This is a genomic window from Persicimonas caeni (assembly GCF_006517175.1).
GTDB classification, from domain to species: Bacteria; Myxococcota_A; Bradymonadia; order Bradymonadales; family Bradymonadaceae; genus Persicimonas; species Persicimonas caeni.
Map to the genome: position 1 here is coordinate 1,908,594 of NZ_CP041186.1, position 26,621 is coordinate 1,935,214.

General features: G+C 63.8%; 22 protein-coding genes. 15 read left to right on the top strand and 7 right to left on the bottom strand.

The features are described 5' to 3' along the window. Positions 1 to 205 precede the first annotated feature (205 nt). From FIV42_RS07130 to FIV42_RS07160, 7 genes are all read left to right on the top strand, one after another. Entirely contained in the window at positions 206 to 1,366 is a 1,161-nt protein-coding gene (locus FIV42_RS07130; RefSeq protein WP_141197004.1) for a cysteine desulfurase family protein, read from the top strand. 408 nt (positions 1,367 to 1,774) lie between these two features. After that, complete coding sequence (locus FIV42_RS07135; RefSeq protein ID WP_168210482.1) at positions 1,775 to 3,646, top strand: tetratricopeptide repeat protein; 1,872 nt, start codon at positions 1,775 to 1,777, stop codon at positions 3,644 to 3,646. Then, the gene (locus FIV42_RS07140; RefSeq protein WP_141197006.1) at positions 3,643 to 4,959 is read left to right on the top strand and encodes a phosphatase domain-containing putative toxin; all 1,317 of its coding nucleotides are present in this window, start codon (positions 3,643 to 3,645) and stop codon (positions 4,957 to 4,959) included. Before FIV42_RS07135 ends, FIV42_RS07140 begins: the two co-directional genes overlap by 4 nt. Positions 4,960 to 5,034: 75 nt before the next feature. After that, positions 5,035 to 5,439 carry a hypothetical protein gene (locus FIV42_RS07145; RefSeq protein WP_141197007.1) on the top strand — a complete coding sequence of 135 codons (405 nt, stop codon included), beginning with the start codon at positions 5,035 to 5,037 and terminating at the stop codon, positions 5,437 to 5,439. A gap of 196 nt (positions 5,440 to 5,635) precedes the next feature. Continuing rightward, positions 5,636 to 6,796: an alpha/beta fold hydrolase gene (locus FIV42_RS07150; RefSeq protein ID WP_141197008.1), complete on the top strand. Its 1,161-nt coding sequence runs from the start codon at positions 5,636 to 5,638 to the stop codon at positions 6,794 to 6,796. A gap of 3 nt (positions 6,797 to 6,799) precedes the next feature. After that, a complete protein-coding gene (locus tag FIV42_RS07155; protein WP_141197009.1) occupies positions 6,800 to 7,687 on the top strand; it encodes a hydrogen peroxide-inducible genes activator in 888 nt (295 codons plus the stop codon). A 145-nt stretch (positions 7,688 to 7,832) separates the two neighbouring features. Next, positions 7,833 to 8,468 carry a peroxiredoxin gene (locus tag FIV42_RS07160; RefSeq protein ID WP_141197010.1) on the top strand — a complete coding sequence of 212 codons (636 nt, stop codon included), beginning with the start codon at positions 7,833 to 7,835 and terminating at the stop codon, positions 8,466 to 8,468. A gap of 117 nt (positions 8,469 to 8,585) precedes the next feature. Here FIV42_RS07160 and FIV42_RS07165 read toward each other — a convergent pair whose 3' ends face one another. The 3 genes from FIV42_RS07165 to FIV42_RS07175 form a co-directional block, all read right to left on the bottom strand. Further along, a complete protein-coding gene (locus tag FIV42_RS07165) occupies positions 8,586 to 9,077 on the bottom strand; it encodes a DUF7873 family protein (protein WP_141197011.1) in 492 nt (163 codons plus the stop codon). A gap of 80 nt (positions 9,078 to 9,157) precedes the next feature. Further along, the gene (locus FIV42_RS07170) at positions 9,158 to 10,651 is read right to left on the bottom strand and encodes a hypothetical protein (protein ID WP_141197012.1); all 1,494 of its coding nucleotides are present in this window, start codon (positions 10,649 to 10,651) and stop codon (positions 9,158 to 9,160) included. A 72-nt stretch (positions 10,652 to 10,723) separates the two neighbouring features. Continuing rightward, positions 10,724 to 12,940, bottom strand: a complete 2,217-nt coding sequence (locus FIV42_RS07175) for an amino acid permease (protein ID WP_141197013.1) — start codon at positions 12,938 to 12,940, stop codon at positions 10,724 to 10,726. Positions 12,941 to 12,977: 37 nt separating this feature from the next. On the opposite strand from FIV42_RS07175, the gene FIV42_RS07180 reads away from it, so the two are divergent. Together FIV42_RS07180 and FIV42_RS07185 are read left to right on the top strand one after the other, a co-directional pair. Further along, positions 12,978 to 13,763, top strand: coding sequence for an enoyl-CoA hydratase/isomerase family protein (locus FIV42_RS07180; protein WP_141197014.1), 786 nt, complete (start codon positions 12,978 to 12,980; stop codon positions 13,761 to 13,763). Between the two features lie 114 nt (positions 13,764 to 13,877). Beyond that, complete coding sequence (locus tag FIV42_RS07185; RefSeq protein ID WP_141197015.1) at positions 13,878 to 14,906, top strand: pirin family protein; 1,029 nt, start codon at positions 13,878 to 13,880, stop codon at positions 14,904 to 14,906. A 120-nt stretch (positions 14,907 to 15,026) separates the two neighbouring features. Here the strand turns inward: FIV42_RS07185 and FIV42_RS30670 are convergent, their stop codons facing one another. The 3 genes from FIV42_RS30670 to FIV42_RS07195 form a co-directional block, all read right to left on the bottom strand. Continuing rightward, complete coding sequence (locus FIV42_RS30670) at positions 15,027 to 15,323, bottom strand: group II intron maturase-specific domain-containing protein (protein WP_168210955.1); 297 nt, start codon at positions 15,321 to 15,323, stop codon at positions 15,027 to 15,029. Between the two features lie 13 nt (positions 15,324 to 15,336). Further along, positions 15,337 to 16,284, bottom strand: a complete 948-nt coding sequence (gene ltrA, locus FIV42_RS07190; protein ID WP_222615285.1) for a group II intron reverse transcriptase/maturase — start codon at positions 16,282 to 16,284, stop codon at positions 15,337 to 15,339. Between the two features lie 677 nt (positions 16,285 to 16,961). Then, complete coding sequence (locus FIV42_RS07195) at positions 16,962 to 17,792, bottom strand: hypothetical protein (RefSeq protein ID WP_141197016.1); 831 nt, start codon at positions 17,790 to 17,792, stop codon at positions 16,962 to 16,964. Positions 17,793 to 17,939: 147 nt separating this feature from the next. On the opposite strand from FIV42_RS07195, the gene FIV42_RS07200 reads away from it, so the two are divergent. The 4 genes from FIV42_RS07200 to FIV42_RS07215 all read left to right on the top strand — a co-directional run bounded on the left by FIV42_RS07200 (position 17,940) and on the right by FIV42_RS07215 (position 21,620). Beyond that, the gene (locus tag FIV42_RS07200; protein WP_141197017.1) at positions 17,940 to 18,800 is read left to right on the top strand and encodes an MBL fold metallo-hydrolase; all 861 of its coding nucleotides are present in this window, start codon (positions 17,940 to 17,942) and stop codon (positions 18,798 to 18,800) included. 27 nt (positions 18,801 to 18,827) lie between these two features. Continuing rightward, positions 18,828 to 19,073, top strand: coding sequence for a hypothetical protein (locus FIV42_RS07205; RefSeq protein ID WP_141197018.1), 246 nt, complete (start codon positions 18,828 to 18,830; stop codon positions 19,071 to 19,073). 231 nt (positions 19,074 to 19,304) lie between these two features. Continuing rightward, complete coding sequence (locus FIV42_RS07210) at positions 19,305 to 20,714, top strand: RCC1 domain-containing protein (RefSeq protein ID WP_141197019.1); 1,410 nt, start codon at positions 19,305 to 19,307, stop codon at positions 20,712 to 20,714. A 114-nt stretch (positions 20,715 to 20,828) separates the two neighbouring features. Continuing rightward, complete coding sequence (locus tag FIV42_RS07215; protein ID WP_141197020.1) at positions 20,829 to 21,620, top strand: crotonase/enoyl-CoA hydratase family protein; 792 nt, start codon at positions 20,829 to 20,831, stop codon at positions 21,618 to 21,620. A 209-nt stretch (positions 21,621 to 21,829) separates the two neighbouring features. Here FIV42_RS07215 and FIV42_RS07220 read toward each other — a convergent pair whose 3' ends face one another. Beyond that, positions 21,830 to 24,469, bottom strand: a complete 2,640-nt coding sequence (locus tag FIV42_RS07220) for an aryl-sulfate sulfotransferase (RefSeq protein WP_141197021.1) — start codon at positions 24,467 to 24,469, stop codon at positions 21,830 to 21,832. 490 nt (positions 24,470 to 24,959) lie between these two features. On the opposite strand from FIV42_RS07220, the gene FIV42_RS07225 reads away from it, so the two are divergent. Further along, positions 24,960 to 25,886, top strand: a complete 927-nt coding sequence (locus tag FIV42_RS07225) for an aldo/keto reductase (RefSeq protein ID WP_141197022.1) — start codon at positions 24,960 to 24,962, stop codon at positions 25,884 to 25,886. A gap of 5 nt (positions 25,887 to 25,891) precedes the next feature. Continuing rightward, positions 25,892 to 26,602, top strand: coding sequence for a DUF6064 family protein (locus FIV42_RS07230; protein ID WP_141197023.1), 711 nt, complete (start codon positions 25,892 to 25,894; stop codon positions 26,600 to 26,602). Positions 26,603 to 26,621: the final 19 nt, after the last annotated feature.

The following is a 26,621-nucleotide window of genomic DNA, read 5'->3' on the forward strand; positions in this document are numbered from 1 at the left end:
GCCAGCGATCTCGAGGCGTCTCCCTCGCGAATTCCAGGGCAGACCGCCACCGTCCAAAACGGGCAGCTCGATTCTCCATATAAGAAATTTGCCTTGAAATGCTCCGCGTCGGGCAGATTCATCATCTCATTGAGAAGAAGGAGGGTACGCGCCTCCCGTTGTTCTTAAGTAACAACATCATTTCGCAACGGAGAAGTGTTTGGCTATGGCGGATTATTCCAAGCTTGGAGACGTCGAGGCCATCTACCTCGACTGCAACGCATCGACCCCGATCGATCCACGAGTCGGTGAGGCGATGTACGAGATGCTGCATCGAAACCCAGCCAATCCAGCTGCCAAAGTGCATGTGTATGGACAGAAGGCGAGCCGCGCGGTGGAGGCGGCCCGCGAACAGGTCGCGCTCTTGGTGGAGGCCCGTCCCGAAGAAGTCGTCTTTACCAGCGGCGCATCCGAGAGTGACAACCTGGCCCTCCTGGGATGGGCCGAGCGCGCTCATCAGCAGGGCACAACCCATATTGTGTCGAGTGCCATCGAGCATGCGGCTGTCCTCGAACCCCTGAGACATCTGCGCGATCGCGGCTTCGAAGTCGACCTGATCGCTCCGGGGCCGGATGGTGTCGTCGCCGCCCAAGATATTCTCGACGCCGTGCGCCCCGACACCGGGCTCGTCTCCTTGATGCACGTCAACAACGTGATCGGGACCATCCAACCGATCGCCCAGGTCGCTGAAGGGCTCGCTGATCACCCGGCTCTCTTTCATGTCGATGGTGCTCAGGGCGCAGCCCATCATTTTGATGAACTTGCCGATCCACGCATCGATCTGATCAGCCTTAGCGCTCACAAGATGTACGGGCCGCCCGGCGTAGGGGCACTCGTATGCCGCCGCGGGCCGAAGGGCCCGCCGATCGCGCCGCGAAGCTTCGGCGGTGAGCAAGAATACGGATTGCGACCGGGCACCGTGCCGGCGCCGCTGGTGGTCGGCTTTGGTGAAGCGGCCAAACTGTGTCGGCGCGAGGTGTCCGAGCGATTGGAGAAAAATCACACTTTTCGTCAGTCTCTCCTCGAAGGACTGGCTCCTCTGTCACCAATCTTCCACGGCGACCTCGACCGCCAGGTTTTGCACGCCGTTTGCCTTTCTATTCCCGGCGTGCGCCAAAAAGCAGCTCTACTGCGACTTCGCGATTTGATCGCAGCCTCGACCGGCTCGGCCTGTAGTGCCGTAAGCGATCGTCCCAACCATGTCTTGAGCGCTATGGGAGTGCCTCACAGCCACATCGAAGAGTCGCTGCGCATTTCCTGGTGTCATACCACGCCTGCAGTTGACTGGAGTCAGGTCGTAGCGCGGTTGGCGCCGCTTGCAGAGTAGGTCGCCGAACTCATGTCAAAATCCGAGAACTTTAATCGCCGGACCCACACTAAACCACAAATCACACTATACTCACTTTAGCGATAGCGCGACGCTCTATCATCGGAGAATACAGGGTCACACCCCCCTCGTGGGGCGTTCGAAGGCGTTCACAAATCCGAGCTATGTCGCCTCTGGCAGACAAGAACATCTTGACGCTCCACAACCCACAGCAACATACTCACTGAGCACAACGCGCTTTTCTTACAATTTATCGGGAGGAGCCGTTTCCTTAGTAAACTCTTGATTTTACTAACTAAACGCGCCCTCCACTCGACCACATGACCGTGATTTCGCGTAAACCCCATTAATCACAGTATGTCGTGAGTGGAGTATTCCGTGCTTGGTCGAGTAGTACGAGCAGGGACAGTGGAACAAAGACTCGCCGACATATACAGCGAGGGCTCTACAGCCTCTCGTCACGAGAGCTCTGCGCAGCTCGAGCGGCTTTCTCAGCAGCGCCGGAATACAACCGGCGACCCATCTGACTGGATCGCGCTGGCCAACCGTCTCGAAGATCAGGGGCGCGCCGACGAGGCCGCCGATGCGCTGGCTCGAGCCGCCGGCATCGATCTGCGACACGGCCAGTTCAACCTGGCCCTCGAACGGCTCCAACGCGCCATCGAATTGGCCCCCTCCCGAGCCGCTTCCCACTACGAACTCGCCAAGACTCATCACCAGCTGGGCCGCTTTGCCCAGGCCTTCGACGCCTATGGTCGAGCGTATGAGCACTTTTCTTCAACGCAGCGCCGCAAGCGCTCCAAGGAAGTACTCGAACGGATGATCCGCTTGAAACCTGACGATATTGAGCTGCACCTCGAGCGAGCCCGTGGCCTCGAAGAGGACGGCGAATTCAAGGACGCTCTCGACATCTATCGCCAGTGCGCCGACGAGCTGGAGCGTTCAGGAAGCACGGAGGAGTTTCTCGAGCTCACCGAGCATATGCTCGAGCTTGCTCCCGACCAACCCCACCTTCGGGCCAGGGTCGTCGATGCCTTGCTCGCCGAAGCCGATGCCTTTTTGAACTACGGGCTCGAGGAGCGCGCGAAGCAAGACATCGAGCGCGCGCTGACGCACGCCCCCGACTCGCTCCACGCTCATATTCGCCTGGTCCGACTGTATGAACGTCTGCGTCAGCCGATGGCGTTCATCGACAGCGTCACCCAGATGGCGCGCGCTGCCCAGGGGGGTCGCGCCCTGGCAGCCAAAGCGCTGCGACGTGCGCAGGAGTGGATGGGCAGCTCCGAGCGCATCGATGCCCTCGCCGACAAACTGGAGGTTGACTTGAGTGACGTATCCGAAGAGCTGCCGCCTCAATTGGATTCCGACAGCGAGAGCGAGTTGGGTGACGAGGAGACCGCCCCACGCGACCAGACCATGCCGGCGTTCGCCCGGGAGTCGACGCGCAACCATGGCGTCATTTTGGGCGGCGCGGGTCGCGCGCACAACTTGCTGACGCTGCTTCAAGCCGTCGAGCGCAGCCAAGAGCCGTCGCAGTTGCTCATCGAAGACGGCGAGGGAAACCCGATCGCCGAGCTTCGCGCCCGTGACCGGCGCTTGGAGGTGGGCCTGCGCCTGGACGGCGAGATCTTCGTCGACCGGTCGCTCAAGCGGGTGAGCACCGATCTCGCCGATCGTCTGGCTGATTCGGGCGCCAATGCCGACGCCTGCCTGACCACCTCGAACACCACCACCGGAGAGCGCTCGCAATTGTACCGGCTCACCGCCCGCGGGCTGGTCGAACTGGCCACCCGCGCCGAGTCGCAGCACTTCTGTTTGCGCTCGCGCAGCATGGAGCCCGCCGAGCACGATCACCTCTCCTTTTCACCGTTCGCGCTGACGCTGCGCGCTGCCGGCTACATGCATAGCGACACGAGCAAAGTCGCCGCACACTTCTACGACAAGATGGGTGAATCGAGCGAAGAGGCTTGGCTGCTGGTCGACCCGGAGGATGGCTCGAAGATGTGCTTGCCGCTTCGTAGCGTGTCGACCACGCCGCTCACGATCGCCGAGTTGCGCAAGCTGGGAAGACGAAGCTTCGAGATCCTCGAGTACAACCGCAAGACCCGCGAGGCGCTGGGGAGCCAGGAGACCATGTCGACCAGCTTCTCGATGAACGGAGGGCTGTGGTGCGCAGTCAGCAGCGGAGCCCACCTGGCCCTGGTGCGCGCCGAGATGCACAAAATGGGCGCGACCCTGTCACAGGCACGCTCGGCCACCAACTCCGGAGGTGAAGCATGAAGCCGGTGGCTACGATCAACAATCTGAGCGTGCGCTTTGGCACCAAGACCGTGCTCGACGGCGTCGAACTCGAAATCCTCCCCAACGAAGTGTTGGTGTTGATGGGACCGGGCGGCGCGGGCAAGTCGACGCTGCTTCGCACCATTTGTGGGCTGAACAGCCAACTGAGCCATTTTTTGGTCAGCGGCGAAGTGCGCTATCTCGACCAACCCATTCAGCTCGACATCCACTCGCCACGGGGGCTCAGCCCGGTGCTCGTCCAGCAAAAGCTGGCCCTGCTCGCTTCGACGGTCTTCGAGTACCTGGTGACCAACTTTCCGTGCCGCTCCGACTTCACTCGTCTGGAGTTGCGCGAGCAGCTCGAGCAGCGCCTGGATGACGCCGGCATGGGCGACCTGCCCGACGGGCTCGACACCCAGGTCACTGCGCTGAGCGCCGGCCAACGGGCGATCATCGGAATCTTGCGCGCCTGCCTGCCGATGCCGGCACTCGTGTGCATCGACGAGCCCACCGCCGGCATGGACGACGATCAGGCCCAGATGGTGCTCGACTATATCGACCGTCAGTCGGCCGAGCGCGCCGTGTTGCTGGTCACCCACAACCAGCGCCGCGCCCGCAACGTGGGCGACCGCACCGCGCTGCTCGCCGGCGGGCGCATCCAGGAGTGCCTGCCGACCGACAAATTCTTCGAGTCGCCCGAGACCGACGCGGCCCGCCATTATATCCGAACCGGAGGCTGCACGGTGCCCTCGCCCGACGCCGATCCCGAAGAGCTCGACCCCGCGTTCCGCGTCCCACAGGCCGCGGTGGTCAATCCGCCCAAGCGCGCCAAAGAGGGATTCATCTCGGCCCATCAAGGCCCCACGGGGTTCGATTGGTTGATCCCCGGCCAGCTCGGCGGCACGCCGCTCCCGGGCGTCAGCGGCCACATCGACCGCGATCTCGAGGCGCTCCAGCGCGTGGGCACGACCGCCTTGGTCACGCTGATGCTGACTAAGCTCCCCGCTGCCAAGATGCGCGAGTACGGCATCGAGAGCTTGCACTTTCCCATCGTCGATATGGAGGCGCCCGAGATGCTCGACGCCGCCGATCTTTGTCGCCTGGTCGACACGCGGCTGTCCGACGGAGGGACCGTCGTCATGCATTGCAAGGCGGGCATCGGGCGCACCGGCACCATGCTGGCCGCCTACCTCATTTGGAAGGGGCAGACGGCCGCCGAAGCCCTCGACGCGGTGCGCAGCGTCAACCCGCGGTGGGTTCAGTCGCAAACACAGGAAAAGTTTCTTGAAGAGTTCGAGCTCTGGCTCGACTAACGGCACCGCCACGGTGTCACGGAAGCTCGATGGTCGAGCTTCCAATTTACTACAACACCCGCAAGGAGTAGCAGTATGTCACTTGATTCGGCTCTGCAGGCAGGCGTCAAAGAAATCCCGGAATGCGTCGCTGGCGGCTACGTCGACATGTCCACGGGCATGTTGCTCGGCGTCAAAACCGTCGAGTCGCACCCCCAGGAGGTCCTCGACCTTGTCGCCGCGGCCACCGCTGACATGTTCCAGGGTAAGAACGTCTCGGCCATCGAGAGCATGTTCAAAAAGTCGCGTGGTCTCGAAGACGACGGTCACCACTACTTCCAAGAGATGATCGTTTTCAGCGACAACCTCATCCACGTGTTCCAGCGCTGCAAAAAGAACACCGACCACGCCGTTGTATGGGTTTGCGGCAAGTCGGCCAACATGGGCATGGTGCTCACCAAGGCCCGCATGAACCTCGCCGGCGTCGAAGACGCGCTGTAAGCGCCCTTCGCCCGACCGAGATACAGATACCCCGCGCTGCGCCCTTCCGGGCCGCGCGGGGTATTTGTTTTGGGGCAGAGCGTGTTGGCGCCCAGAAACACGGTGTTTCCAGCCGGCGGCTTGATTCGGCGGTTCGCCTTCGCCTATGGGTTGAAGCGTCCTGTTCTTCGAATGACTCCTTCACGATGGGTGGCCCATGCGCGCTTCACGCTTCACTTTGTTCGTTTTGTTGACGATTCTCCTGACCGCCGGTTGTGCGACCGGCAGCGGCACGGCCGCCGATCCGGGCGCGCAGCCCGAACAGCAACAGGCCGAAGAGGACGATGGCGCGGATACGGACGCGGACGCCACGGCCGACTCAGAGGCCGACGCCGCCCCAGAAGCCGAGGCCGACCACGACGGCTTCGACGCCCGCCTTTCGAGCTACGAGTACCCCTACGAGGTCGAGATCTTCGAGGTCGACGCCCAGCGCCAGACCCTCGAAATGGCCTACATGGACGTCCAGCCGGAGAATCCCAACGGCAAAACCGTCCTTCTGCTGCACGGAAAGAACTTTTCGGGCGCCTACTGGAAGACGACCATCGAGGCGCTCACCGATGAGGGCTACCGGGTGGTCGCGCCCGACCAGATTGGCTTTGGCAAGTCGAGCAAGCCTCGAACCTTCCAGTTTAGCTTCCACGCCCTGGCCACCTACACCAAAGCGCTGCTCGACGAACTCGGCGTCGACCGAACGGCCGTCGTCGGCCACTCGATGGGCGGCATGCTCGCCACGCGCTTTGCGCTCATGTTCCCCGACACCACTACCAAGCTCGCCCTGGTCAACCCCATCGGCCTAGAGGACTGGAAGCGCAAGGTTCCCTACACAACCATCGACCAGTGGTACGCCCGGGAGTTGAAGAAGACTCCCGAAAAAATCCAAGCGTATATGACCGAGAGTTACTTCGACGGGGTCTGGAAGGAGGCCTACGAGCCACTCGTTGAGATTCAGGCGGGTTGGACGAAAGGGCCCGATTACGAGCGCGTCGCGTGGAACTCGGCGCTGGCCTACGACATGATCTTTACCCAGCCGGTGCTCTACGAGTTCGGCGATATCAACGCGCCCACGCTGCTGATCATCGGCCAGCGCGACCGCACCGCACTGGGCAAAGGCGACGTCTCTGCCGAGGTGCGCAAGACCCTGGGCAACTACCCCGAACTCGGCCGCGCGGCCGCCGAGGCCATCCCCGACGCCAAGCTCGTCGAGTTCGACGCCATCGGCCATATCCCGCAATTCGAGGCCTACGACCGCTATATCAGCGCCCTCGAGGGCTTTTTGGCCGCCGATTCGGCCGCTGATTCGGCCACCGACACCGAGTGATTGATGACGCTCACGCAACTCCGATACGCGCTCGCGGTGCTCGAGCACGGCTCCATCAGCGCCGCCGCGCGCGCCTGTTATGTCTCCCAGCCCTCACTCAGTGAGGGACTGAGCCAGTTGGAGACCCAGCTCGACGTGATGCTTTTCGAGCGCACCGCCCGGGGCACCAAACCCACCGAAGAGGGGCTCGTACTGCTCGAGCAGGCCAGACGGGTCTTGGCAGAAGCCGATACCCTGCAGGAGTTGGCGGCGGCGTCCAAAGTGGGCGTGCTCGAGGGGACGATTCGGCTGGGCGTGATTCCCACCATCGGCCCCTATCTGTTGCCGCGCATGCTGCTGTCGCTCGAGCGCGCCTTCCCGCGCCTCGAGCTGCAAATCGAGGAAAACCTGACGAGCGTGCTGCTCGAACAGCTGCGCGACCACCGCCTCGACATGGCCATCGTCGCCCTGCCCTACGAGATTGGCGACGACTTGTGCGCCATCGAAGCCTACGAAGAGCCGTTTTATGTGGGGTTGCCTCCCGACGATCCGTTGGCCGACCGCACCGCGATCAGCCTCGATGAGATCGACGGAAGTGACCTGCTGCTGCTCGACGAAGGCCATTGCCTGCGCGACCAAGCGCTCGAGGCGTGCCAGACGCCCGCGTCGGCGCTGCGCCGTCAGTTTCGCGGGGCGAGCCTCGAGACGATTCGTCAGTTCGTGCTCGCGGGCTGGGGGATCAGCCTCTTTCCGGAGCTGACCATCCGCCCCGACGAGCCGCTGCTCATCCGCCCCCTCGAGCCGCCGGCACACCGCGATATCGTGGTGGTCATTCGCCAGGGCTACGCCCGCGCGGAGAGCGCGCGAGCCCTCGCCGACTTTTTGGGGGAGGCTATCGCTCAGTCCGATTGATTCTCTCGTACACCCAGCCTCTCCCTATAGCCCACACAGGAAACTCCGTTCAGCCGTCTACCTCGGGGTGAGCATCTGTAGTGTGCAGCCGGGAAGAACCGGCTCGCGAAACCAACAACGAAACCCGAATACCCGAGGTAGTACCATGACACTTCGACTTGGTGATGAAGCTCCTAACTTCAAAGCAATGACCACTGAAGGCGAGATCGATTTTCACGATTGGGCCGGCGATTCGTGGGTGGTCTTCTTCTCGCACCCGGCCGACTTCACGCCGGTATGCACCACCGAGGTGGGCCGCGTGGCCAACCTGAGCGAAGAGTTCGAGCAGCGCAACGCAAAGCGCATCGTACTGTCGGTCGACCCGGTCGACGAGCACCACAAATGGGTCGTCGACGTCGAGGAGACCCAGAACACCACGATGGATTATCCGATCATCGCGGATGAGGACCGCGAGATCGCCCACCTGTACGACATGATGCACCCGAAGGTCGACGACACGGCGACGGTCCGCTCGGTGTTCATCATCGACCCGGACAAGAAGATTCGGGTCATGCTCACCTACCCGGCCGCCGTGGGCCGCAACTTCGACGAGATCTTGCGGGTGCTCGATGCCCTCCAACTCAGCGACGAATACGACATCGCCACGCCGGTCGACTGGCGCAAAGGTGACCGCGTGGTCGTCAAGCCGTCGATTCCCACCGAAAAAGCCAGGGAGCGCTTTGGCGACGTCGAAGAGCTCCGCCCCTATCTGCGCCTGACGCCCGACCCGAGCGCGAGCTAACGCGAACGTTCGTTCGGTTGCGAAAAGTAACTCGCTTACAGGTGTCAGACACCGTGCGGGCCGCTCGAGAGCGGGATCACACGGTGTCTGACACCTTTTTTCGTTGTAGACACAAGTTCATCCGCCCTCTTTCAGGTAGGCGAGGACCTTCTGGCTGACGTGGCGCTCGGGGGCGGGGGTTTGATTGGCTTCTTGGAGCGCACCGACGACGGCTTGTTCGAGCGTCTGGGCTCGGGTTGCCAGGGATTCGTAGTCTGAGTCGGCGTGGAGCTTGGCCAATTCGCCGGCCGTTTTGGAGAGGCGGCCAAGTTGCTTACGCAGAGTCACAAGCACGCGGGGCGGCACATCCTCGAGGAGGACCTCACCGTCGACCACGACGCTTGCGCGCGCGGTCGCCTCGGCCGCCTCCCGGCTGGCCGCCACGTCCAACTGCCGGGCCACCAGGTCGAGCGTCTCGTCGAGCTGAGCGCGCGCCTCGGCGTCGGCCAACTCGCAATCTTCCTTCTTGCGCGCCTTTTTGGCGTCCTTGCCCAACGACTTGAGCTGTTTTTTAGCGAGCTTGTAGACGCTCTTTTGAAAGTAAACGAGCGCTTCGAGTGGCTGGGACATGGCGCGAACCTCGGTCTCGGGTCGAACTTGAATCATGATTGCGGCCCAAAGACTAAACGCCCGCGCGCCGAGGACAAAGCCTATTGGGGCGCCGATTGCGCTCGCAGCACCACCGCGTTGGGCCGCAGCTCCAGGCCCGTCGCCCCCAGGCTCAGCTCGGTGCCGGGCACCGTGACGGTAGCCTTGTCGAGCGACTGGCTCACCAGGGTGCGGCTCTGGGTGACGAAGTCGGCGTCCATCCAGTTGGACAGGTTGACGAGGCTGTCGCGGTAGAAGCTGTCGGTAAAGCGCACGTCGACCAGGTCGATCTCGAGGTTGCTGTCGCGCACCGACACGCCGCCGACGGCCTGGGCGCCGAAGCCAAAGCAAAAGCCGTCGCGGCTCGACAGGTTGAACACCTGGAAGCCGAGCGCGAAGGGCACGTCCGGCGCCTGGGCGTCGGGAAACTCCGACGAGCCGGCGTCGGCCGACAGCGTCATCACATCGGCGCCGTAGCCTGCATCGGCGCCATCGCCGTAACCCGCGTCAGCTTCCGCGTCGGGCGGGTCGAGCAGGTGCTCGCCGACCTCGAACCCGTCGAGGGTCACGTGGGCGTTGCCCCGCGAGCTGGCGTTGCCGGAGAGGTCGTAGGTGCGCGCGACCTGCCCGTCGTTCATCAGCAGCGACAGCGAGTGGCCAATGATCGCCGGCTGAAAGGCGATGGCGAGGTTCTCCGACTCGGCCAGGTCGGTGATGGGCTCGACGCCGGCGGCGCCGGGCACGTCGAGCGCCTCGATATTGGTGGCGAACCCGGCAAAGACGGTGCCGGAGGCGTCGTCGGTGACCAGTTGCACGGGCAAGAGCTTGAAGCCCGGGATGCCGAAGCTCGGCGCGTCGAATTCAGCGACGGTCACCGGAGCGAGTTGGTCTTTGAGCAGCTCGAGCAAAAGGTTCGACAGCGGGGCCTCGAGCATGTCGGCGACCTCGTCGGAGACGCCTCCCAGCCGGGCCGAGATCGACGAGCGCCCGATGTCGACAAACGCCGGCAAGTCGAGCTTGAGCGCGGCATCAGAGGTCTCGCCGCGCTCGAGCAGCAGCGGCACCACCAGGCTCATCGAGCCGCCCAGGTTGGCCGTCTCGTTGCCCCAGTCGGGGATATCGGCGTGGATCGCTCCGTCGAGGTTGGCGGTGATGCGAAAGCAGTGGTCGCAGGCCGAGTCGGAGGCGACGTCCAGGTCCAGAATCTGGCCTTCGGAGCGCAGGCGCACCTGGTCGCCGTCGACGTTGATGGCCGACACGGCGGTCAGCGCCCCGTCGATGGTCGGCTGGAGCACGATGTCGAGGATGTCGCCGATGAGCTCGGTCTTGAGCGCCAGGCCGAATTGAGCGGGGCTGTCACCGCTGAGCGCCTCGGGTTCGACGACCTCGGTGCGCTCGGCAGCCAGCGCGCGATTGTAGGAGCGCTCGGTGCCGGCGCAGTACTCTTCGCAGCCGGAGCCGAGCACCAACGCACACAGGGCGGTGAACGCCACCAAAACCAAAGCAGGGGCGATTCGACACGAGGCGATTCGACACGATTGGGAGCGCTCGTTCATGGTCCTTCACCGTCACAACAGAGCATTGACGTTGCTATTGTGACAGACGCGCGCCGAACGCGACACATTCAATCACGCCAGCGCGCTCTCCTTCCCCGAGTCAGCCACGAACACGCAGGTGCTGCGCGTCTTGCTGATCGCCTCGCGCATCAACTCGAAGTTCGGCGGGCGGCTCAGGCCCATGATGTCGACGTCGGCGCGCGGGCCCTTGTCGAGGTTGTCGATGAACGGGCCGTCGAGCAGGTGAATCTCGGGGTCGGGCAGGCGAGCCAGGTCGATGACGCGCTGCAGCTCCTGGCGCACCTCCTCGTGGGTGCGATCCTCTTCGACACAGCTCACCAGATTGAGCCGCCCCTTCCAGTTCTGGGTCACCATATAGGCCACCAGAATCGCCAGGTTGATGTGGCTCTCGCGCAAGACCAGCTCCATGTCGGGGTTGCGGTCGTGGACCCACAGGTTGATCACCTTCTTGGAGCCCATGCGCGTCTTGGGGTGCATGCCGAGCACCATCATACCCAGACCACTTTGCGAGGCCTTGGCGGCGATGCGAGTCAGGTCGTCCTCCTCGGCGGGCGACTTGGGCATGGGCATGAAGATGATGTTGGGGCGAAAGAACGCCCCCTGCAGCGCCTCCATCCCCAGCGACATGCCCTCGGCCACGTTGTCGGTATCGAGCACCGTCCAGCGCGTGTAGATCCCCTCTTTGCGAAAGTCGCCGGCCAGTTCGCGCAACGCCGGCTCGAGCACATCGCGCGGCTCGTGGGTGCTCATCCCCATCAACTCGACGTAGCCGGTGGGCCAGACCAGGTCCTCGATGAAATGATGGGTGCCGCGAAGCTCGAGGGTGTCGCTGACCGGGATGAGCAAGTTGGGCTTCCACGCGCGCTCCTGGGTGGTCGGCAGGTCGGCGGCCTTCTGGGCGGCCCACTGAGCGACCGCCACGAACAGGCCACTGCGCACGTCGGCGAAGGGGGCTTCGAGGTGGCGGCGGATCAACAGCGCATAGAACCCGATCACGGTGACCACGGCGATGAGACTGACGGTCGGATTGATGATGAACATCGCGAAGATGCACCCGAGGGCGCCGATCAGCGGGATCATCGTGGGCAGCTTGAGCTTGGGCCGGAAACTGACCAACCCGAGGCTCTGCTCGAGGAGCACGACCGCGTTGATCATGCCGTAGGTGATCAAGAAGAACATCGTGATAAAGGGCGCGACCACGTTCAGGTCGCGCAACAGCAACGCGGCGACCACCAGCGCGCCCGACACGATCATGGCGTTGCGCGGCTCGCCCTCACGGGAGGTCTTGGACAAAAACTTGCCGCCGGGAATGATGCTGTGCTCGGCCAATGCCTGCAGGATGCGCGGGGCACCCACGATCGAGCTGAGCGCCGAGGAGAACGTCGCGCCCAGGAGGCCGCCGAGCACCGCCGGCCCCCAGAACGCCTTGTCGATCATGATGGTGTAGTTGCTGCGAAGCTCCTCGGGGGTGGCCGACGTCGCCAACCAATAGGCCAGCAGCATGTAGATGACGTAGCTGACCGCGATCGCCGACATCGTCCCGATGGGGATACTCTTGCGCGGGTCCTTGAGCTCGCCGCTCATATTCGCGCCGGCCATGATGCCGGTGGCCGCCGGAAAGAAGACGGCGAACACCGCCCAGAAGTCCTCCGTCAGCAGGATATTGCCGACGTCGTCACTCGACGAAACCCACAGCTGGGGCTCGTACTGCATCGAGCCGGTGGCCGCGGCCAATCCCACCGAGACAAGGGACGCGGCGATCACCGCCGCCACGACATATTGGACCTTGAAGGCAAGCCCGGCGCTGACGTAGGCGATGCCGAACAGCACTCCAAAAAGCAGCAGGTCGACGAGCAGCGCAGGGTGGTCGGGGAACACCCACAGCCAACCTTCGCGAAAACCAAAGATATACATCGCGACCGCCAACACCTGCGACAGGTATAACGGCAAGCCGATGCTGCCCCCCATCTCGATGCCCAATGATTGCGAGATGACCGAATAAGCCCCTCCGGCGCCGATGCGAATATTGGTGGTCAGCGAGGAGAGCGACAGACCGGTCGCCGTGGTGATGCCGAAGGCCAGCGTGATGATGACCAGGCCGCCGAGCAGCCCGCTGTTGCCAATGACCCAGCCCTCGCGCAGGAACATGATCACGCCGAGGATCGTCAACAGCGTGGGCATGAACACGCCGCTGAGCGTGCCGAAACGTCCAGGTTGACTGGCCGATTCGGACTCGGTCTTGCCTATCGTGGTGCTATCGGTTTTCATGGGCAGCCCAAATAATGCTCAACAATTGGAGCCTCATATGTCAGATGACGCCGTGATTATAAGCCGCAAGCGAGACATCGCCACCTTGCGCCTGAATCGGCCCGCCAAATACAACGCCCTCAACCAAGACTTGCTCGACCGGCTCCACGGCGCGGCCGCCGAGCTCGCCTTCGACGACGACGTGCGCGCCGTGGTGCTCACCGGTGAGGGCAAAGCCTTTTGTGCCGGCGGCGATCTCAAAGAGATCAACGAGGACGAGCCGGACCAACCCGGCCGAGCGTTTTGGCGCCTCGCCGGGCGCTTTCACGAGGCGGTCAAAGAGCTTCGCGCGATGGCCAAGCCGACGATTGCGGCGATCAATGGCCCGGCAGCCGGCGGCGGGTTCTCCCTGGCGTTGGCGTGTGATCTTCGCGTCATGTCGGACGCGGCCTTCTTGAAAATCGGCTACATCGCCAACGGCCTTAGCATAGATGGAGGCGGTTCGTTTAGCCTGCCGCGCCTGGTCGGCATGGGGCGGGCGATGGAGATTGCGTTTCTCGACGAGAAGATCTCGGCGGAACGTGCGCTCGAAATCGGCCTAGTCAATCGGGTCGCGAGCGCCGACGAGCTCGACAACGTCGCCCACGAGCTGGCCAATCGGCTCGCGGAGATGCCCACCGGCGCATTGGGTCGCGCCAAGCGCCTGTTCAACGCCTCGTTCCAGAACACACTCGAGCGCCAACTCGAGCTCGAACGCGAGGCCATCGCCGAAGCCGGCAACTCCGACGAAGGCCGCGAGGGCATGAACGCGTTCTTGGAGAAGCGCGAGCCTCAATACCGCTGACCAAACACCGTCAAACGCCCAGCCAAAGTCACGACAGAAAGATTGAAACCTCGATCGATGCCGCGCATCTTATGCGGTGGAAGGCCAATCATTTAACGTTAAAAGGAAAGCACCATGAGCGAACCAATCGTCCAGAATATCGTCCGGCTGGGCATGCCCTGGCAGACGCTCGATCCGTTTATGTTCTGCGTGCACCACAACGACCAATATCCGGCTGGCGACGAGGAGATGGGCCCGGACGCGTCGCTCGCCGGCAGAATGCTGGGCAACGACTTTTCGGGCAGAGACGGCTGGAGCATGTACCACGGCCGCAAGGTCCCGGGATTTCCGCGCCACCCACACTGCGGCTTCGAGACGATCACGATCGCGCGCAACGGCTATATCGACCACAGCGACTCACTGGGCGCCGCGGCGCGATTCGGGCAAGGGGACGTCCAGTGGATGACCGCCGGCAAGGGCGTGGTCCACTCCGAGATGTTCCCGCTGGTCAACCGCGACGAGCCCAACCCCACCGAGTTGTTCCAGATCTGGCTGAACCTGCCGCGTGAGGACAAGAAGAAGGACGCGCACTTCAAGATGCTCTGGCACGAGACCGTGCCGCGCAAAACGGTACGGGACGCCGAGGGACGCGCCACCGAAATGGTCGTCATCGCCGGCGGCGTCGACGGCCTCGAGCCGCCCTCCCCTCCCCCAGCTTCGTGGGCGTCGCGCGACGAGTCGGATATTGCCATTTGGACGTTGAAGATGGAGCCCGGCGCCGAGTGGACGGTGCCGGCGGCGAGCCCGGAGGCCAACCGGGTCATCTACTTTTTCGCCGGCGACACCTGCACGCTCGGAGGCCAAACCGTCGAGCGCGGCCACGGCGCCCAGGTACGCGCCGACGCCGACTGCTCCATCGTCAACGGCGACGTCGAAGGAGAGTTTCTGGTGCTGCAGGGCCGCCCCATCGGCGAGCCCGTCGCCCAGCACGGCCCGTTCGTGGCCAACACCCGCGGCGAGATTCGCCAGGCGATGATCGACTACCAGCGCACAGGCTTTGGCGGCTGGCCCTGGGACGAGGACGCGCCGGTCCACCCGCGCGAGAAGGGACGATTTGCCATCCACGTCGACGGGCGTGAGGAGACGCCTGCGGATCTCGACTGAATCGGCTGGCCCGCAACGGTGTCAGACACCATGTGTTTCGATAGGGGTAGGGACCCCCGGTTCACCGGGCGCCCCTCCCTCCAAACCGTACGTGCGGATTTCCCGCATACGGCTTTCCAGTCAGCGGGTTCCTTTTCGTAAGGACTCGAGTTCCAGCCGTCGGGCTTCGGCCATAAAGAAAAGCCCGTGGTTGGCAAAATAGGCGTTGGGCCATCGCACATTATCGGTGTGATTGGTGTGGCCCGAGATCTTGAAGCGCTTGCGCAGAATGGCGCGCAGTCGCCTACGGATCTTGCCGTCGAGGCTGTCAAACACGTTGAAATAACTGTGCTTGAAATATTCGTACCATCCGCGGACGGTGCGATTGATCGCCTCGATGATGGTAGCCAAGCTGTGGCCACTGGTGCGCGGGGTCAATTGCCGAATCCGGTCAAAGAAACCTCCGTTTGGCCTTCTTGCTCGGGTACTTGTTCCCGCGCTTGAAGGCGTAGCCCAGAAAGTCGAAACTTCCCTCGGACTCGTCGACGAGTTGGGTCTTCTCCGGATGTAGCGTCAGTTCGTTGGCTTGCACCCACTTTCTGACCACGTCGAGCGCCTTGTCGGCCTGCTCTTTGTCCCGGCATAGAATCACAAAATCGTCGGCGTAACGCACCATCTCAAACCCTTGCTCTTCCATCAGGTGGTCGAGCGGATCGAGAAAGATATTTGCCAGGAGCGGGCTAATCACACCGCCCTGTGGCGTGCCTCTGTGGGGCTTTTGGCTTTCCCCTTGGTCGACGACCTCGCAGGTAAGAAAGGCATTGATGAGCTCGAGAATGCGTCCGTCTGAGACCTTCTCCTCCACGCGCGCCATGAGCAAATCATGGTCGATCGTGTCGAAGTACCCCTTCAGGTCGGCATCCACCACCCACCGATAACCTTGCTTGAGAAGCCCGTCGACGCGTCGCAGCGCATCTTTGGCTCCCCGTTGAGGTCGAAAGCCGTAGGAATGACGAACAAAATCTCGCTCGTAAATCGGCTCCAGCACCATCTTGAGCGCCGTCTGGACGATCCGATCCTCTACGGTCGGAATCCCCAGCGGTCGCTTCTCGGCTCGACCCGGCTTGGGTATCCAGGTTCGCCTGACGGCTCGGGGCACATAGGACCCCTCTTTGAGCACGCGGCTCAGGCGCTTCAGGTTCGACTCGATGTGTCGCTCGTAGTCGGCGATCGTCATCTCGTCGACGCCTGCTGCTCCGTCGTTGGCTTTGACTGCATCCCATGCGCGGATCAGCGTGGCCTCCCGATAGACTTTGTCAATCAGGCTGAACCACTTGCCTCCTTTGACGCCCCTTTCGAGCGCCTCGAGCATCCGGTCGGTCCAGATCGCTGGTTCCACCCACGTCCATTGGGTCGGGATGTCTTCGACTTGTTTAGTCCCGCAGGACACTGACGTCGATTGGTCTTCCATCGCTCTTTTCCTTCCTGATTCCACTTTCCTGCATCCCTTCGCTCCACCTGCTTTCCCAGGTTTCCTCGCTACTACGAATGCTCTGACTTCTGCCGGCGTCTTTTGACCCGTCGGCAGATCTCCTGGATTCATCTAGACAGCCACTAAGAACCATTCTGTCTCCAACCACCATGCACTCCCATCGCGTCACCGTGTGTTCCTTGGTGCGCGTGGCTTCCTTCGAGCGTACGCTCCTGTTTCGTTCCCTCGAACCGAGCCGTGTCTGTTCGGGGCCGTGGGCTTTGGGGTACGGGTTTTGCCCTTCTCCCGTATCTGTTTTACCGCTCGTCGGCATCCGGGCTTCGCCGGCCGCACATAGGCTCGCCGAGTGCCTTTGGCTGAATCGAGTTCGCTTTCGCTACGGACTGGTTCTTCGTTACCTCGGTTGCTTCCCACCCCGCCTCGCGGCGACGCAGTTACCTTCAACTTCGGGGCGGAACTTGCCCCGGATGGACTCTCACCATCGCGCTGTCTAAACTCTCCAGCGCACGTGCGGGGGCATCTTGCCCTCGCCTGCGAGCGCTGGAAGCACACGCACCGAACGAAAGTCGAAGGATTGCGGGTGTTCACCACCCGCGATGCTGCTCCTCGGCGAGGTCGATGGTGATGTAGACGGCGCCCGAGAACATCCACCCGAAGTAGCCCACGATTGCGCCCAGCAGCCACGTCAGTCCGTTCACCAACAAGATGCCAGTCTTGCCGAACATGGCCGTGAGCACCGGCGCAGCCATAAACTGCGCCGCGATCATGAACACGGCCATCAGCATCGACACCGCCACGGCCACCACCAACAGCAGCCAGTGGCGCTTGACCCACTGCAGCGACTCCGAAAGAGAGGCGAACACGCCCAAGCCCATTGCCGAGGTCATGTAGGGTGCCGGCAAAAAGAGAAAGGCGGCGACAAGACCTGGCAAAATGCAGCACACGCCACCCAGGCCGACCATGACGAGGTAGATGAGCGTCACCAAGGCCGTCTTGCCGAAGTTGGAGAACATCTCGGTGCGCAGTTCGCTAAAGCCCAACTTCTCGGCGCCCTCCCTTTCGAGCAAACGCATGGGCGCAAACCCGGCCGAGTACATCGTCACTGCGACTACCGTCAGCAGCATATTGAGCACGCGAGCGATGCTGATGCCCTGAGCTTGCTGCGACAGCCGGCGCACGGCGGCCGGGTCCTGCAACATCTCGAAGTCGAACGGCATCACACCGACGCGGTATTGAATCGCCGCCCCCAACGCCACCACGCCGAGGTTGCACACACAGATGAGCACCCAGATGCCGGTCAACGGGGAGCCTTCCTCCCCCAACAGGCGCATAAAACGACGCGTGACCGCCTCCATGGCCGAGGTCGGCGGCGGCTGTTCATCCAGAGGTCCGTCCTTCGGAGGAAAGTCGTTCATCGTCATTGTCTCCTGCACCCAAGTTGGATGGATTTAGTCTGCGCCCATCATCGTCGCTCCTCGCTGCGTCGGTCAACCCTCGTTGCACATCGGGCGCGCTGGCGTATGATACCGAGCACGTTGTGATCCCCACGAGCCCGCTGTGCCATGTTCCTCAAATCCGTGCCCGACTCGCTCTATCACCGTGCACCGGTGGATGAAGACGCCGACGTGCGACTTCGCTACTTGGGCACCGCCGGCTTCGTCGTCGAGGGCGCCGGGCACACCATCGTGCTCGACCCGTTCATCACGCGTCCAGGGCTGCGCGAGACGGTCTTCAAGCCGCTGGTCCCCGACGAGCGACGCATCGCCCAGGTCATCCCCCACGCCGACGACGTCGTGATCGGCCACGCCCATCACGATCACGTCCTCGACGCCCCCTGCCTGTGCCGACAGACCGGCGCGCGCTTCATCGGCTCGCCGGACGCCTGCAACGTGGCGCGGGCTGCTGGCTTGAGCGCCTCGCAAATCGTCGAGACGCGCGGCCGCGAGGCCATCGCCACGGGACCGGGCACACTGCGCGGCCTGCCCTCCGAGCACGGCCGCGTCTACTTCAACCGCGTCAGCCTCCCCGGCGATATCCCCGAGCCGCCGCCGTGGCCCGCGCGGGTGACCGACCTGCGCCACGGCCTCGTGCTCAACTGGCATATCGAGCTCGCCGGCGTGCGCATCGTGCACATCGACACCGCCGAGTTCTTCGCCGACGAGATGCAGGGGCTTAAAGCCGACGTGCTCTGCCTGTGCGCCATCGGCCGCAAGTATCGGCCCAATTACGTCGCCGAGGCGGTCGCGCTGCTCGAACCCAAAATCGTCGTCGCATGCCACTGGGATTGGTTCTTCACCCCCTACGAAGCCGAACCCAAATGCCTGCCGGGCGTCGACCTGCCCGGGTTCGTCGAAGAGATCATCGACGCCGGCGCCGAGGCCGTCGTCCTCCCCTTCGACGGCGTCTTAGGGTTGCACAGCTAGAGCCTTCCTGTGGCTCACGAGGGCAAGATGCCCACGCACCGATTGCATCACGTGGGCAAGATGCCCACGCACCGATTGCATCACGTGGGCAAGATGCCCACGCACCGATTGTATCACGAGGGCAAGATGCCCACGCACCGATTGCATCACGTGGGCAAGATGCCCACGCACCGATTGCATCACGTGGGCAAGATGCCCACGCACCGATTGCATCACGTGGGCAAGATGCCCACGCACCGATTGCCTTACGAGGGCAAGATGCCCACGCACTGATTGAGACAAAAACACGGTGTCTGACACCGTGTTGTCCCCACGATCCCGATCAGAAAAAATCGCCCCAGGAAGCCCTTCCTGCCGCGATATCGACCTCCTGCACGCAACGATTTTGCGATTTTGCCGAAAACAGTAAGTGAGGGCCATCGCGATGGCTGCTCACGAAACTAACTGGCAAATGGCCGGCCGTGTTCGAATGAACATAGGCCGACAAGATACAGGAGAGAACCGATGCAATTTCAGATTCTGATGGCAACGATGGGATGTGTGGTTTCGCTACTGATGGCTTCGAGCTGCTCGCTGGTGGACGAGGACCCCGCGCCGCCGCCCTCGCAGGAGCAGACGTCGACGGGCACCTCGCTCTCCGGCAAGGCCGATGCGGCCGACACGCCGGCCGCGTCGACGAGCACCTGCACGGTACACGACGACTGCGCCCCGCTTCCCAACACCGAGCACTGGTGCTCGCCCGAAGGCCAGTGCCGCTATGCGTGCGTGTCGGGCTACGGCGACGCCAACGGTCCTCAGGAAGTCGACGGCTGCGAGTGCGCGCTCTCCAACGGAGGGCGCGAGGTGTGCGACGGGGTCGACAACGACTGCGACGGCGTGGTCGACAACCCCTTCGAAGGGGGCCGCGTCGCCGCGGGCGGACGCCACACCTGCGCGGTCGACACAGAGGGAACGGTGCATTGCTGGGGCAAACAGACCCTGGAGACCGATCTTCGCGAAGGCTTCGACCGGTTCTGGGAGGTGAGCGCCGGCGCCTGGCATAGCTGCGCGTTGACCCGCCAGGGCACCGCCTACTGCTGGGGCGATAACCGCTACGGGCAGGTCGGCCCCGACGCCCCTCGCCAGGCCGACGAGCCTGTGCGCCTCTCGGAGGATCTGCAGTTCATCGACATCGCCACCGGCAACGCCCACTCCTGTGGCCTCACCCAGCACGCCGAGGTCTACTGCTGGGGCCGAAACGACTACGGCCAACTCGGCGACGGCACCTTCGACGACCGCGCCCAACCGGTGCGCATCGACGACACGGTGCAAGACTTCGTCGACGTCACCGCCGGCGACTTCCACACCTGCGCCGCCCGCACGAACGGCGACGTGCTGTGTTGGGGCGCGAATATCCTCGGCCAGGCCGGCCACGACAGCCTCGACATGGTCCCGCGCCCGACGCGAGTCGACGCGCCCGAGGCGCTCATCTTCGTCGACGCCGGCGCCAACCACACCTGCGGGCTGACCGGCGCGGGCCGCGCGTATTGCTGGGGCAACAACAGCTACGGCCAGCTCGGCAACGACACACGCACCCCGACCCACGAGATGCAAAAGGTGAGTCGTGACCTCGAGTTTTTGGCCCTGAGCGCCGGCACCACGCATACCTGCGCCATCGCCCACAACGGTCGTCTCTTCTGCTGGGGCAGCGACGTCGACGGCCGCCTCGGGGCCGACGCCCCGGGCGACGCGTCCAGCCGCCCGCGGCCGGTGCGCATCCGCCACGAGTTCACCGACGTCACCGCCGGCGAGGCGCATACTTGCGCGCTGAGCCGCTCGGGTCACCTGTATTGCTGGGGTGATGGGAGTCACGGGCAACTCGTGCCCAATCGTCAGTCGTCGTCGACCTTGCCCTGGCGCGTCGACTGCCGATGACCTGAGGCGTGGGGTGTGGCGAATAGGTGGCGTGGTGGCTCGACGGTGTGCTCGTGCTAAGGTTTGCCCCACGCCTCGAAATCCACGCCCTACGCCTTCAATCAGGAGACGACGATGAGCGACACGAAAGAGCCGCGCATTACCACCGAGCGACGCGACCACCTCTTTTTGATCGGCCTGAACCGGCCGGCCAAGATGAACGCCTTCGACCGCCAGATGCTGCGCGAGCTGGCCGAGGCCTACACCGCGTATGAAGAGGACGACCAGTTGTGGTGCGCGGTGGTCTTCCCCCATGGCGAGCACACCACGAGCGGGCTCGACCTGGGTGACGTCGGCCCCGCGGTCGCTCAGGGCGCGCCACTCTTTCCCGAAGGCATGGTCGACCCGTTCGGCTTGCGCGAGCCGCGACGCTCCAAGCCCGTCATCATGGCCGCACGCGGATGGTGCCTGACCATCGGCCTCGAGCTGATGCTCGCCAGCGACATCCGCCTGGCCGCCCCCGGCACGAAGTTCGCGCAAATCGAGATCAAGCGCGGCATCTTCCCCTTCGGCGGCGGCACCCTGCGTTTGCCGCAGGTCGCCGGCTGGGGAGACGCGATGCGTTATTTGCTGACGGGTGACGAGTTCGAGGCCGACGAGGCGCGGCGTATGGGCGTGGTCCAAGAAGTCGTCGAGGCCGATGCGCTCGTCGATCGCGCCGTCGAGCTGGGCGATCGCGTGGCGTCTCAGGCGCCTCTGGGCGTGCAGGCGACGCTCGAGACGGCGCGTGTGGCCGTCGAGGATGGTCAGCAAGCCGCCGCCGAGACGCTACTGCCCAAAGCCGCCGCGATCATGCAGACCGAAGATGCCCAGGAAGGCCTCCAGTCCTTCTTGGAGCGCCGCGAGGCGAACTTCAAAGGACGATAGTTCGCCTCAGTTCGAAGGAGGCACGCACGCCTTGCCGTCGAAGTTGGAGTCGACGAACGTCACACTCGACGAGCAATTCGCCTCGTTGTTAGGCTCGCCCCCGACGTCTATGCGCAAGTCGTACGCCCTCATCCGTAGAAAAGGCCGGTGGTCACCCATGTGCGTGACCACCGGCCTCGAGACGGGCTTCTAGAGCCGAGATTGAGACGTCAGAACGACGGCGCCACACCGAGCACGTCGTAGTGCGTGGCGCGGTACATCGTGTAGCCGTACTGACCGCTATCGTCGCGGATCATCACCTCGAAGACCTTCTCGGGGTTGGGATCGTCGGTCACCTCGACGATACGGGTAAACAACTGGTTGTCGGGGTCGGTCGCACCGAGCGTCTGGTCGATCGTGCGCGCGCCGTCGGCGATGAGCACGTTGCCGTTGGGCATCTCGTCGACGCCGGAGACGAAAGCCGAGTAGAACGAGTTGTTCTCGGTGTACTCCCAGACCTGCGTGGCGGTGCCCTGCGAGTTGGAGCCGGCGTCGGCGCCGGTCTCGTCGAGCGAGTACTCGACGGCACGGCTGTAAAACTCGCCGGCTTGCAAGCCGGGGCGCAGGTTGCCGTTGTCGTACAGCATCAGCGTGCCGTCGCTGGTGATCATCGGGTCGTGCTGGTGGTAGAACCACTCCCCGTTGGTCAACGCGAAGTCACCCTCGGCGCCCAGTCGCCAGATCAACTCGCCGGTCTGACGGTCGATCTTCATGACCCAGTCCTGGTGGCGAGCCGAGAAGAGGAACGAGTCGTCGCTCTCGACGTAGTGCACGGCGTTCCCGTGCGTCCAGTCGCGCGTCGACGAGGCCTCGTCGCGGTAGCGCGAGTTCCAGTAGGTTCCGAAGAACCCGCCCACGCCCCAGCGGTACGGATCGAGGAAGTCGAAGGTCGAGAACTTGCGCACGACCTGCCCCTGGCGGGTGAACTCGACGATGATGTCGCCGATGACCTCCCAGGTGGTGTTGCCGTCCTCGCCGTATCCGCTGATGGAGCGGTTCTCCGAGGCCAGCGTCACCAGGTTGCCGTTGGGCAACTCGTGGACCTCGTGGTGCAGATAATCGACGCCCAACTGCTCGGCGCTCCACTCGTTGACGACCTCGCCCATCAGGTTCATCTCGAAGATGGTCGAGATATTGGAGTTGAACGCGATATTGCCGTTTTCGAGCAACTCGACGTCCTGCGCGCGATACCGGGGCTTGTGGTACCAGACCACCTCGCCGTCCATATCGATGCCGACGATATAGCTCCACGAGCCATCGATGCCCGGGTTCCACCGATTCAGGTTGAACAGAATAATGCCCGAATCGGTGCGACCGGGTCGGCTGACCGTGACGTCGAGCGGGGCGAAGTTGTCGGGGAGCGGCCCCGACTCGAAGGTGAGTTGGCGGGTCGTCTCGGCGCCGCCCGGGGTGTAGGCGCGCACGTCGAGTTGGTAGGTGCGGTCGGCACGAAAGCCGATGAGCCCCAGACGATGGTCGGTCTGCGTCTGCTCGTCGAAATTGAGCTCGAAGGTGTGCCCGCCGCTGGTCGCCGTCACCGACACGAAGGTCGGCTGGGCTGTCTGCAGGTTCAGATACGAGCTGATCGTGCTGTTGGGGTTGCCCTCCAGCCCGATCGATTGAATCGCGACGCTCCCCGACGAGTCGTCATCGTCGTCATCGTCGTCATCGTCGTCGCCCGTACCGTCGTCATCGTCTCCGGTGTCGGGCGGAACCGGGACGCCGCCGCCGTCGTCGGGTGAGCCGGTGTCGGGCGTACCCGCGTCAGGCGTACCGGCGTCGGGCGTACCGGCGTCGGGGACGCCGACGTCGTCATCGTCGTCACCCGGCAAGTCATCGTCATCGCCCGGCAGGTCGCCGTCGGGCGCATCCTCCACGCAGATGCTCGTCGCGCAGCTCGCGCATCCGACGTCCTCCGCAGTCGTCGGCTCGTCGGGGCAGGTCTGCGCGTTGTCACCGGTCACGGTGTCGCCGCCGATGGTGTTGATGTCGCCGACCAAGCTGTCGACCTCGCACTGGGCGAGCATGCGGTTGTGCACCATCATGAAGTCGCCGGCCACCTGGTCGAGGCACGACAGGTCGACGTGCTCGAGCTGCGGGTTTCGCCGGATATTGACGTCGCCCCACACGGTGGTGAGCACCGGCGCCGAAATGCTGCGCAGCGAGCCGTTGAAGTAGACCAGAAAGTCGCCGTTGACGAAGACGAGGTTGGGCAAGCACAGGCATTCGAGCCCGTCGGAGTGCTCGAAGATAAAGCGCCCCATCACGCACGTCAGCCGGGGCAAATCGAGGCTGGCCAGCGCGTCGTTGCCCGCAAAGATGACGTCGTCGCCCACGCCCAGCAGCCATGGAAAGCTCGCCGAGGTCAGCGCCTGGTTGTTGAACACGTGCAGGTAGCCGTTGACGTGGCGCAGCCCGGCAAACTCGATCGATTCGAGCGCCATATTCCCCTCGACGACCAGGCCTTCGCCGGTCTCCTCGAGGTTGGGCAGGCTTACGCTCTCGAGCGCCTCGTTGTCGGCGATGCCGATAAAGCCGCCGGTGCTGCGAAGCCCGCTCAACGCGCTCAAGTCGGTGATGTCGGTGGTGTCTTGGACGAACAGGTGGCGCTCGACTTCAAAACAGCTCAGCCCTTCGAACTGCGCCAGATCTGCGGCCGAGCGGATGTTGACGGTGTCGGCGAAGACCTGACAGCCGTCGGCTCCTTCGGTCGCCTCTTGAGCGCCGGGCTGACGGTCGGCGGGCACGGGACCCGTCTCCGCTTCACCGCAGGCGCTCAGGCCCCAGGCGAACAGGATCGCCAGAGCCATGGACCATACTCGTTGAACTCTCGTCTCGTTCACAAAATCCCCCTCGAGAATGCGTTGGCGCACTGAGGGAGCGCGATGCTACCCACGGGGAGCTTCGAACAGCTCATCGTGCGGGGACAACATACGGCGCTCCCGCGCTGCCTTCTCCGTGACTGGAGTCGACGTTGATGCAAAAACCTGACTGCGTTCGGATGCCACCCCCCGGGGACATCGCTCGGTCTTTCGTCTCTCTACAGCGGAAAGTAAGAGTGCTTCTTCGGTTCGAGAAGGGTTGCTGTTGCCATTCCCGCCCGTGGAGGGCGCCGGAGGGCGATTTTGGATAAAATTGATGTGTGACTGGAGGCGTTGCAGGCAAAAGAGGTGGCCTTGCAGGAGTGCAGCGACCTGCAAGGCCGCCGACCTCGCCTGTCCACCCCGCTATCGCCATTTACAGCGCCCTCCCAGTGGTTACCATCGTCCCGGGCTTTTCGATCGAGCAGTGGAGAAACCGATGGACAAAATCACCCGACGCACGATGCTGGCCGCTCTGGGCGGCGGCGTGGCCGCCGCGGCGCTCTTTCCCTTTGGCGCCCAGGCCTCGCCCGACGACTTGATCACAAAGAAGATTCCGTCGAGCGGCGAGCAGATGCCGGTCATCGGCATGGGCACCTGGCAGACGTTCAACGTCGGCGGGGACCCCGAACTCTTGAAACAGCGCACGGAGGTGCTCGCTGCCTTCTTCAAGGGAGGCGGGCGCATCATCGACTCCTCGCCGATGTACGGCTCGTCGCAAGACGCGCTGGGCTGGGGGCTGAACAAGCTGGGCGACCCCAAGCGGCTCTTCGCGGCCGACAAGGTGTGGACGAGCGACGGCGACGAGACGGTCGAGCAGATCGTCGAGTCGCGCAAGGAGTGGGATATCCCGCGCTTCGACCTGATGCAGGTGCACAACCTGGTCGCCTGGCAGGAGCACCTGCCCAAGCTGCAAAAGCTCAAGGCCGACAACAAGATCCGCTACGTGGGCATCACCACGTCCCACGGCCGGCGCCACGGCGAATTCGAGGAGGTCATGAAGACCCAGGACCTCGACTTCGTCCAGCTCACCTACAACATGATCGACCGCGAGGTCGAAGAGCGCCTGCTCCCCCTGGCCGCCGAGCGCAACATCGCGGTCATCGCCAACCGCCCGTTTCGCGGCGGCGGCCTCGTCGACCGCTACCAGGGCAAGCACAAGCTGCCCGCGTGGGCGAGCGAGATCGAGTGCGCGAACTGGCCGCAATTTTTGCTCAAGTTCATCGTCTCGCACCCGGCCGTGACCTGCGCCATCCCGGCGACCACGAAGGTCGAGCACATGCGCGAGAATATGGGCGCCGCCCGCGGCAAGCTCCCCGACGCCAAGACCCGCAAGCGCATGCTCGAATACGTGGCTTCCTTGTGACGTAAATGACGGCCATGGGTGACCTGTCCACATACTCGCTCGAAGACTTCTTCCCCTTCTTGCCCGAGGTCTACTTCCGCCTCTTCGTGCGCCTCAACGAGGGGTGGTGGCCGGCCCACCTCGTCGCCCTCCTGCTGGGCGCCGCCGCCCTTTGGCTCGCCTGGCGCGGCTTCGGCCGCCTGGTCGGCGCCGCGCTGGCCATCTGCTGGACCTTCGTCGGCTACGCCTTCTTCCTCGAGCTCTACGCCAACCTGAACTGGGCGGGCACCTACTTCGGCTGGGCGTTCATCGCCCAGAGCGCGCTCTTGCTCATCATCGGCGCGCTCGGCGGCCTCGACCGCGAGCTTGGCCGCGCCCCCGACCGCACACAAAACCGCCCGCTCGACCCGGCAGGCTGGGTAGGCGTGGGGCTGGTGGTGTTCGCACTGGCGATCTTCCCGCTGCTCGAACCCCTGACCGGCGTGCAGGACTGGAAAGGCGCCGAGCTCTTCGGCATCGCCCCCGACCCGACCGTCATCGCCACGCTGGGCTTCGTCTTGATGGCCCGCCGCCCGCGCTGGTTGCTCTTGATCGTCCCGGTGCTGTGGTGCGCCATCAGCGGCGCGACCGCCTGGGTGATGGAGGCGCCAGTGGGGCTCGTCACCCCCGCATGCGCACTCATCGCGCTGGGCGCGGCAGTGCGGAAGACGTTTGCGTCGGACGAACACGGTCTCTGACACCGTGTTGGCGCGGGGA